Genomic DNA, 9,632 nt, shown 5'->3' on the forward strand with positions numbered 1-9,632 from the left:
ACAATCTTGGCAATGCCCTGAGTGACCAGAAGAAATTAGATGAGGCTGTTGCTGCTTACCAAAAAGCTATTGAACTTGACCCTAAATTAGCTATTGCTTACTACAATCTTGGCAATGCCCTGAGTGACCAGAAGAAATTAGATGAGGCTGTTGCTGCTTACCAAAAAGCTATTGAACTTGACCCTAAATTAGCTATTGCTTACTACAATCTTGGCAATGCCCTGAGTGACCAGAAGAAATTAGATGAGGCTGTTGCTGCTTACCAAAAAGCTATTGAACTTGACCCTAAATTAGCTATTGCTTACTACAATCTTGGCAATGCCCTGTATGACCAGAAGAAATTAGATGGGGCTGTTGCTGCTTACCAAAAAGCTATTGAACTTGACCCTAAATATGCTACTGCTTACAACAATCTTGGCAATGCCCTGAGAGACCAGAAGAAATTAGATGCGGCTATATCCAACTATAAAAAAGCTCTATCATTACCAGAAGATACTTTGGTATCTCCAACAACTGCCCATACTTTAGCTAATAATAACTTGGGTGTAGCATTGCAAGAGTTGATTTTGAGATTACGAAGAGAAGCTATAGAACACTTCGACAAAGCCGAAGAACTTGATCCCAATTATATATATGCCAGTAACAACAATATAGAAGCACGAAAATTATGGAGTGCAGAACAAGATCAACTAGCCAGTTTAGAAAGTGATATCGAATTTTTGCCCAAAAATGACCCCAATTTACCCGTTAAGCGTTCTGTGGTACGCATTACTGCTAAATTTTCTAACAACCAACGTCAAGGAATCGAGGTTGGGACCGGTGTAGTTATCCAGCGAAATGCTAACCGGACATTAATTCTCACAGGTCGTCATGTGATTTTTGATGGTAATGACCAGGGTAAAAATATTCAGGTGGAGTTTTTTAGCGTACCACCAGCAAATAGAGTCAGAATGAGACGAAATGCCAAACTATTGAAAATGACTTCTACAGAAAACAAACTTGATTTAGCTGTGTTGGAAATTAGCGGTAAACTACCAGAAGATATCCAACCTTTATCAATGTCTACTACCATTGACCCCATAATGCCTATTCAAATTATCGGTCATGATGCCCAACGAGGTGAAGATAAATCATGGTCTGTAAAATCGGGAAAAATAATTGTTAAAAATCAAGAATTAGAAATATCTGAAACTGAACTCAGACCTGGTTATTCTGGCAGTCCTGTGATAGACTCAAAAAATCGGCTCATAGCCATAGTTTATGCCCGAAAACCAGGTGAAACTAGAAATTTTGCCTATCCTATATCTCAGGTTAAAAAACAACTGTCCATCTGGAAAATTACTTTAACCAAATAATGATTTATGAATTACAAAATTCTTCTTACCAGCTTATTAATCCTTAGCATTAATCCTCTATCTGCTAATGCTTATTGTCCTCAAGGAAATCCCCGTTCTACAGATTATATCCGTCGTAAAACTCCCGACCGTTGCGAAGGTATTAAGGTGCAACCAATAAGCGGTAATAGTTTGAGTTTAATTTCTATTGCTACTCGCAATATTAATGATTATGGCGATAAGATAAGCTTACAAGTTCCCCGCATCAAAAAAGGTAACAATCCTGAAGTTTTAGTGACATCATGGGATGATAAATATAACTATATATTAGATGATTTGCTATTATCTAATAATGGTGCAAATTTTGGCTTTAGCTGGGATACCTACGTTCTGAAAAAAGCCAATATACCCGCAAATAAACTCCGCGCGTTAGCATCCTATGGTCTCGGTTCTCAAAAGGTCTATGTTCCTGTGACTTTGGCAAAAAGTTCTGGTAAATATGAGTTTGTTTTTTATTCTCAAGATCGGGTAAGATTTAATAGTTTAAAAATCTTCCCTCTCGAAGATAAAGATCAGAAAAATCTAATATATAATACATCTCGTAAGACTGCAAATAGTGGTGAAATTAGTTTTACCTGGGATGGTAGTAAAGGGGATGGTAGTAAAGCCCCTGGGGGACGCTATAAGTTACATTATATTGCTTTTATTGACCGAATTAATGAACCTAGCGATCGCATTGAGAATGTAATTGTATTTGAACATCATCCCAATTGGTTAAAATAAATCATGGCATTTCGGCAAAAAGGCAGACAGAAATCTTCTCAAAATTCCAGATTTAGTAAGATTAAGAACTTTATTATTACTAAGTCTGGCTTAATTCAGACAAAATTTAATAATATCAATAATAATTTTAATAATTTTCTCCAGCAATTGCCAAATTTGAAAAAATATCTAATTCGGCAACAATCATCTATTTTAGTGATCATATTGCTTGCGGTTTTGTGTATTATTACTATTGCTGCTATTGCTCCAGGAAATCATACATTTGAAGGTAATCTTATTTTTCAAGAAATGAGTTTTACTTATAATGAACCACAACCTAAAGTTTTTCTGCGAAATATTAAAAATATTCAGGAATTAGAAAAAGAAGGTATACAAACCTTAACCTTTACTGGCAGTTTTGAAAGTCAATTACCAGAAATTAATAAATCAAATTCATTAGAAATCCAACTTCCAGAAGAGAAAAGTAAAATTATTATTAGTCCAGCTAATTCTCAGACAGAAAGTGACATTAAACTAGAAAAATTACAACTGCAACCACAAACAAGAATAACTAAATTACATTATGATTTTGAGCGTCAAGGATTAGCTTTTTCTCTAGTTCCTAATTCTGAAAATCATCCCAATAGCTTAGAAATATCTTTAGGTCAAAAACCCGTGAAAGTGACCGTAGCAGGTTATAAAATACCCAGTTTAAATTTACCAAAATCACCAGATGATCAAGAAGAATTGGAATTTATTGTCACCCCCGATAATCCAGGATTGAACTTGAAAATTCAGGAAGATACTAATCTTTATCTGACCTTATCAAAACCACCAAAAAAATCTGAATTAAACCGATGGTTTAAAGGAAAAATACAAACCAAAAACGTAAAATTTACTCAATTATTAAAAGATGGTAACGACCCCAAAAATGATTTAGAAATATCCACCATTATTGAAGGTAAAATTCGCATGGTAGAACAGGATAGAGACATTAAAGAAAATCAATTTCTCATGGGAGAAAACAGTGATAAACCCTTAAATATTCAAGTAATCAACAATATGCAAATAATTCCCGAAAAGAAAGGTATAGAAGCCCGTTTTTCTGGGAAGACTAAAAAAATTCAAATCGGATTAGATCAAGATTTTCCTGTTTCTAGTATCCAAGGTAGTTGGTTAGATGGTGTTTTACCTCGTGATGCTATTATTGCCCTATTTTCCTTTGGTGCGGCTACAGTTGCTAATCTTCTTTCTTGGTTATTTGCTAATATCAATTCTCGCAAATCATGATATAATAGTTCCCATGCTCATGAGGCACAAAGTTTTTTAGTTTTAGGGAATAGGAAATAGGGAATATTTTGCCACCATATTCAAATATAATGACCGCTCAAGCCCTATTTACCAGGAATTAGAGTCCCGACGGTACTGAAAATAACCGTTTTTAAACGTTGTTCATGATAGGAATAGATTAACCGCTTCACTGCAAGTGAAAACCCTAAAAATGAACACTAATATAGATAATCTCAACTCAGTTCCTAAACCTAAAATTTTCAATCAATCAACCATTTTTGTTGAAGGTTGGTACTGGGTATTACCTTCTCAATCTTTGCTGGTAGGTGATATAAAATCTGTAACAATTTTTGGTAAAGATTTAGTCGTATATCGTGGTAAAGATAGACGTGCAGTTATTCTAGATGCTTACTGTCCTCACATGGGTATGAGTTTAGCTAAAGGTAAAATGGAGGGTAATGAATTACGCTGTGTTTTACATCACTGGAAGTTTGATGCAGAAGGTATTTGTGTTGATATTCCTAATTTAGATGAACCTGTATTTTTGAAAGCTAAAACTTGGCCAACAGCGGAACAATATGGGATGATTTGGGTATGGACTGGGGAAACTCCTCAACAACCTTTACCTTTTGTTTTAGATTGGGAGAACCAAGAATTTGATATCTCTCTAGGTTCGCAATTTAATATTAGTTGTCATCCTCATGTTTTACTTCTTCAAGGTATTGATACTCAACAAATTAATTTAGTTTATAAATTACCATTAAAAATGGTTTTGGAAAAACAAGAACTAAATGAAAATGCGATTATTTTTAACACCATTACAAATATTCACGGGAAGTCATTTTGGCTAAATCTTTATCGGCGATTTTTTAATAATTCTGTTAGTTATAGTGTTTGTTATTGGTATGGAAGTACCTGTATAGTTTCCTTTGCTAATGAGTCTACCCATTTACATATTATCTTTACGACTCGAATATTACCAGGGGGGAAAACTGAAGGACAAACCCTATTAATGTCCAAAAAACGTAAAGGCTTTTTCGGGAAATTGACTAATAAATTGATATTAAAACTAGGGAAAAAAATTAGCGATCGCTTACTCAAAAACAATGATAGAATTTTACAAACCATGCAGTTTGATTTCAAAACTCCTATCAAAGCCGATTTATCAATTATCCAATTTATTAACCATTTAGAACAACAAAAACCCCTCAGATGGGAAAGTTGGTTATTAGTGCGGTCACGGGAACGGGAAAAAGAAGTAGTTGAAGAGAGACAGAAACGGGAAAAATGGCGAGATGAACTAGTTAATGACTGAAAAAATCTAGCTTTTGACAATAAAAATGAAGTGGACCGGCCACTTCATCAATTCCCAGGTAGAACCTAAATTTGAGTATAACGACTAAAAAATTTGAAAATTGTATAAATACATACTAATTCCTGTGGTTCACTCTTATTTGGTCTTTACCCTCTGGGGAGTTAGGATATTTTTCAACAATTTAGGAATTTGAGATGGACTATCAGCGACAGGAATTTTTGCAGACTCAAAAGCAGCTAATTTACTTTCTGCTGTACCAAAATTTACAGAACGTCCAATTACACTTGCTAAAGTCCCTGTTTGTTGCCAATTGTGTACAGATGGTGCGTGTCTACCAGCAATATAAGCAATTACAGGTTTATCAATTGCTTCAATAATATATTGCGCTGCTGCTTCTTCGCTATTTCCTCCAGGTTGGCCGATTAAAACAATCGCTTCCGTGGTTTCGTCTTCGTCGAGAATTTGCAACCATTGGAGGAATGAAGAACCAACAATAGCATCACTACCAATACTGACACTAATTGACTGTCCCAAACCAACTTTTGTTAATTCCCCAGCGACTTCATAAGTGAGGGTACTGCTACGACTGACAATTCCCACAGAACCAGGAATATAAAATTCACTAGGTTGAGTACCCAGAAGAATTTTACCAGGAACAATAATTCCTGGACTATTGGGGCCAATAATTAAGGTTTCACAAGCTTCTGTTTTGCGAAGGAGTTGCACCATATCTAGGGGTGGTACACCAGCGGTAATAATGATAATTTGGGGGATATTAGAGGCCATCGCTTCTAATGCTGCATCCAAAACTTGATCAGGTTGAACACAAATAATTGTGGTGTCAATCTGTCCAAATTTAGCCACAACCTCCTCCACTAAATCAAATACTGGTAGATCATATATTTGCTGTCCACCATACCCAGGATTAACACCAGCTACTAAATTTGTACCATAAGCTTGCATTTGAGAAATATGAGTTGCTAAGATAAATTCACAAAAACCCTGGATTAAAACTTTACTTTCTGGGGTTAAGTTCATAGTTTGTCAGTTGTTAGTGGTCAGTTGTTAGTGGTCAGTGGTCAGTTGTTAGTGGTCAATTCCTTTTTTTTTACCACAGGTGTTTTTGCTAAACGAACTGCTTCCTTGACTGCTTCATCTAAATTTTCTACAACTATCAACGATTGATTAGAAGTTGGGAGTGTAGATAAATATTCTCTGACATTCCTAAATTCAGAACCCGCTAAACGCATGACTAAATGGGGTAAATCTAATTGCTGCTGACCTTTATTGCCATTAAAAGCCTCAGAGGTGATTTTTCCCTGATCTAATTGTAGAAATTTGGTCAAAATTTCTGGAAGTTGGTCTATTTGAGGGACAGTTCCCAAAAAATTGACCAAAATCACCTGAATATTTTGTTCATTGGCCAAATTTTTCAGACTACTTATTAAGCGATCGCTAAAAGTTGTCAGTACAGTATCACTCATAAAAGAATGGCGTAAATTTACACATTTACCCGGTTCACCATGAGCATCAATCACCGCATCTAAAGTTGTTAATACAGAACCTTTACCATTGCCCAATATGCCGATTTTACCTTGCATTTCTAAGTGATCCGATTCATCAAACCAGTCAGCGCTTGTTTGATCAACATAATGACGGTGCATTTCCAGGTCGCGCTTCACCATCATTTTTACAGCCATATCAGCTATGTCGGGATGACGTTTAATAGCTCGTTCATTTACCCTGACCTTACCATTAAGTGCCATAATTTGACCAGCAGAATTTACACCCAGGGGATGAATCTCTACCAAATCCAAATCTTTTTGGATAAACAACTGGTACAACTTTTCGACAACACCGCTCACAGACTGCATCAACGCACCCCGTAAACCCATTTTTAAAGCTAGTCGTCTGGCATAAAATGGAGAAAATTCCTGTTCTACAACCACGTGCTGGATTTTTTCCCCTGCTGTTTCCCATTCGATATTTGCTTCTTGAGAACCCAACAACACAGGACGACACAGCGTAGTATCTAAAACTACAGCTAGATAGAATTCCTGCTGGGCATCATACTTTGACTCCGCTAATAATACTTCTGGTAGTTGTCCCCAAATTGGTAGATTAAATATGTTCTGTGCTGCAGCGATTGCATCAATCGTAGTTTCTACAATCCTCACCCCCCCTGCTTTTTCTCTTTCCCCCCCTTGTACTTGGGATTTCAGCACAATCGGGTAACGAATTTTTAAGCGTTTTAAATCCGCAGGATGATCTATCCTTTGGGATGGTAAAACAGGAATGCCGATTTTACCAAACCATTCTTTAACTTGGTATTCCAATAAATCCATTGAGACACACCTTGTATTGACGACTCCAACGCACTTTCTCTGATGCTATCTGATATTTTCCCCAATGCCAAAAATTATAGAATTTGGTTTTGGTTAACTGAAAAATTTATTTTGCGATGGGATTGTCTAATTTATAATCTAGCTGTATAAAAAAAATATAAATCTCAATCATCATCTTTTTAAATCATTACCCTTGATTGTTTTCTTCGTGACAAATTTAACCTTTTGCTCGAAACTGATTTTATTAGATGTAAAACTAGGATTTACATCTTACTTCTCATTTTCCCACTTCCTCCCCTCTAGTGTCTGTGTGTTTCATTCCTTTGATCATCAAAACCATATAAAAAGAGTAGCGGTAACGGTTTATGAAAGCAACAATTCAACAAGAAGACTTACAACTTTTAGGCAGTACCTTACAGGAAAGACTGGTGGCTCAACTACCAGATAGTCTGGATTTTCAGGTCAAATGCGCCATCAAAAATGACAAATTGATGATTTTAACTCAACACGCTGATCAAGTAATAGTTGACACACATCAGATTTTTGAGGTGTTAGAACAAGCACTACAATGGCTTAACTACCAAACCCAACAAGTACAATTTTTCTTGAGAATTTATGGAGAAAAGCGCCCCTATGCTCAACATTTTTTAGATTTTCCCATTTCTACAATAGATACAGAAAATGAAACTGAGTATACCACATTAAGTAGAGGAAGAGAAACAGCGGAAGTAGGAAATAAAGGATACACTGCATTTGTATCTTCTGATCTTCAACAACCATCATCTTTCACAGAAACAGAAGAAGAACCCACTATTGATTCATTTCCCTCTGGATCTTTTTCAGATTATTTATTACCAAACTCAGATTTATCTCTAGATAACAATAAACCTCAGGAATCTGAGGAAATTGAAGAAAAGTTTGATCTTTTTGCTGGTATCCCAGACCAGCCTAAAAAAAGACAATTCTCATTATCATTTCTGCCCTTACCAGTTATTGTGGGTGCGTCCGTAGTCATTGCCTTACTTTCTGGTACTGGTGCTTTTATTCTCCATCGTGGTTGTATAATTTCTGAATGCAAAGAATTGCAAACAGCAGAGCAATTTAAAAATGAGTATCAGCAGTATATTAAGGCTACTGAGTCAGAAAAAGACTTATTAGTAACACAGCAAAAACTAGATGGGGTAATTACCGATTTGCAAAAAATTCCCCATTGGTCTCCCCGCTATTCAGAATCCCAGTCATTAGTTAATAATTTTTCTCAACACTTAACCAAAATCAACCAGGTATTAAAAGCTTTACAAATGGTCTCCTCCGCACAGAAAACCAGTCAAGCTCTTCCTAAGAATTTGGATGAGTTACGCAATAGACAAAAGCTCTTGTTAGAGGCTATTACATCACTAGAAACTGTTAAGCCTGATCATGACCTTTATGAATTGGTACAGAGAAACTTGCCAAACTATCAGAGTAGTTTAAAGAGTATTAATCGGCAGTTGCTTCAAGAACAAGCATGGCTACAAAAAATTGCTAATGCCAAAGTTAGCGCGGAAGCAGCTATCAAACGTCAAACTACTGCTAAATCTGCTTCTGAATGGCAAAGGATAGAATTTGATTTACAAATAGTAATTAATACTTTAAAATTTATCCCTATAGGTAGTTTAGGCAATGAGGATGCACGTAAGCTATTAGCAGAGTACCAACCAAAATTAATTGAGGCACGCAATCGTACTAAAAAAGAACAATTATCAGCTAGATTATATCAACAAGCGATTAAATCCGCTAGTCAAGCTAAAATCTATGGTAATCAAAGTCAATGGAAAGAAGCTGTCAAGTCTTGGGAACAAGCGATACAAAGTGCTAAACAAGTAGGTCAAGATACTTCCTATTTCAATGAAGCTAAACCCTTGATTGACAACTATACAGCATTTCTGAAAGAAGCAGAAGAACAATTCCAAATATATGGGGATTTAAATCAAGTCCGTTATCAACTCAATAAAACTTGTACTAATACTATCAAGATTTGTACTTTTACTATTGAGAGTCAGAAAATTAATGTTCGTTTAACTCCTCAGTATGACCGATTATTTCAAGCTAATAATCCACAAGTACAAAATCATTTCCAACAGTTACAGGAAGCTCTTAAAGTCATTAGTGAAAATGCTCGACTTCCTTTATTTATTTATAATTCCCAAGGACAGGAAAGGTATATGAAGCAACCGCAGTAGGGCAAGAGTAAAGAGGTTTGCAAGGATTTTATACACATTTTGGTTCTATTGTGTTAAGCTGTACCCCATTTAATTTAGATAAGTCTGGCGGACAAGAGGCCCACCCCACAAGATCTAAGTATTTTAGGTGTGTAACAGCTTAACCTACTTACCATTTCTCAAACTCAAATTATCCGCGCCTGGAGTGCCTCTGCGTGAAACAAATTCATGTCTTAATTCAGAAACGCCAGAAATTTCCTTTTTTCTTCTTCCTGACCGAAAAGACGGGACACAAGCCCCGTCCTTCTAGGACGGCTTTTCTTGATTCTTGATATACTCTTTCAATATTTCTAGTGGCGCACCACCAACTGAAATAGCAAAATAA

7 protein-coding genes and 1 pseudogene are annotated in these 9,632 nt (G+C 36.0%); 5 read left to right on the top strand and 3 right to left on the bottom strand.

Translation table 11 applies throughout. The features are described from left to right. The 4 genes from H6G44_RS19610 to H6G44_RS19625 form a co-directional block, all read left to right on the top strand. Window positions 1-1,355, top strand: a 1,355-nt coding sequence (locus tag H6G44_RS19610) for a tetratricopeptide repeat protein (protein ID WP_190595391.1), incomplete at its 5' end; no start/stop codon positions are given. Window positions 1,356-1,361: 6 nt separating this feature from the next. Continuing rightward, window positions 1,362-2,117 carry a hypothetical protein gene (locus H6G44_RS19615; RefSeq protein WP_190388234.1) on the top strand — a complete coding sequence of 252 codons (756 nt, stop codon included), beginning with the start codon at window positions 1,362-1,364 and terminating at the stop codon, window positions 2,115-2,117. 3 nt (window positions 2,118-2,120) lie between these two features. Continuing rightward, window positions 2,121-3,386 (top strand): hypothetical protein, encoded by a 1,266-nt coding sequence (locus H6G44_RS19620; RefSeq protein ID WP_190388235.1) that lies wholly within the window; start codon window positions 2,121-2,123, stop codon window positions 3,384-3,386. 211 nt (window positions 3,387-3,597) lie between these two features. Further along, window positions 3,598-4,701: an aromatic ring-hydroxylating dioxygenase subunit alpha gene (locus tag H6G44_RS19625; protein ID WP_190388236.1), complete on the top strand. Its 1,104-nt coding sequence runs from the start codon at window positions 3,598-3,600 to the stop codon at window positions 4,699-4,701. A 135-nt stretch (window positions 4,702-4,836) separates the two neighbouring features. Here H6G44_RS19625 and H6G44_RS19630 read toward each other — a convergent pair whose 3' ends face one another. Further along, window positions 4,837-5,739: a succinate--CoA ligase subunit alpha gene (locus H6G44_RS19630; RefSeq protein WP_190388237.1), complete on the bottom strand. Its 903-nt coding sequence runs from the start codon at window positions 5,737-5,739 to the stop codon at window positions 4,837-4,839. Between the two features lie 41 nt (window positions 5,740-5,780). Further along, window positions 5,781-7,046, bottom strand: a complete 1,266-nt coding sequence (locus H6G44_RS19635) for an ATP-grasp domain-containing protein (RefSeq protein WP_190388238.1) — start codon at window positions 7,044-7,046, stop codon at window positions 5,781-5,783. 365 nt (window positions 7,047-7,411) lie between these two features. On the opposite strand from H6G44_RS19635, the gene H6G44_RS19640 reads away from it, so the two are divergent. Beyond that, window positions 7,412-9,268 carry a hypothetical protein gene (locus tag H6G44_RS19640; RefSeq protein WP_190388239.1) on the top strand — a complete coding sequence of 619 codons (1,857 nt, stop codon included), beginning with the start codon at window positions 7,412-7,414 and terminating at the stop codon, window positions 9,266-9,268. Window positions 9,269-9,553: 285 nt separating this feature from the next. On the opposite strand, the pseudogene H6G44_RS19645 reads toward H6G44_RS19640, so the two are convergent. Beyond that, window positions 9,554-9,632 (bottom strand): annotated as a pseudogene (locus H6G44_RS19645) (IS200/IS605 family transposase); the annotation flags it as partial.

This window comes from Aphanizomenon flos-aquae FACHB-1287, from assembly GCF_014698755.1.
GTDB classification, from domain to species: domain Bacteria; phylum Cyanobacteriota; class Cyanobacteriia; order Cyanobacteriales; family Nostocaceae; genus Dolichospermum; species Dolichospermum flosaquae.

Coding starts and splice junctions, on each gene's coding strand:
- H6G44_RS19630 (WP_190388237.1), bottom strand. CDS start 5,739: ATGAACTTAACCCCAGAAAGTAAAGTTTTAATCCAGGGTTTTTGTGAA.
- H6G44_RS19640 (WP_190388239.1), top strand. CDS start 7,412: ATGAAAGCAACAATTCAACAAGAAGACTTACAACTTTTAGGCAGTACC.
- H6G44_RS19620 (WP_190388235.1), top strand. CDS start 2,121: ATGGCATTTCGGCAAAAAGGCAGACAGAAATCTTCTCAAAATTCCAGA.
- H6G44_RS19625 (WP_190388236.1), top strand. CDS start 3,598: ATGAACACTAATATAGATAATCTCAACTCAGTTCCTAAACCTAAAATT.
- H6G44_RS19635 (WP_190388238.1), bottom strand. CDS start 7,046: ATGGATTTATTGGAATACCAAGTTAAAGAATGGTTTGGTAAAATCGGC.
- H6G44_RS19615 (WP_190388234.1), top strand. CDS start 1,362: ATGAATTACAAAATTCTTCTTACCAGCTTATTAATCCTTAGCATTAAT.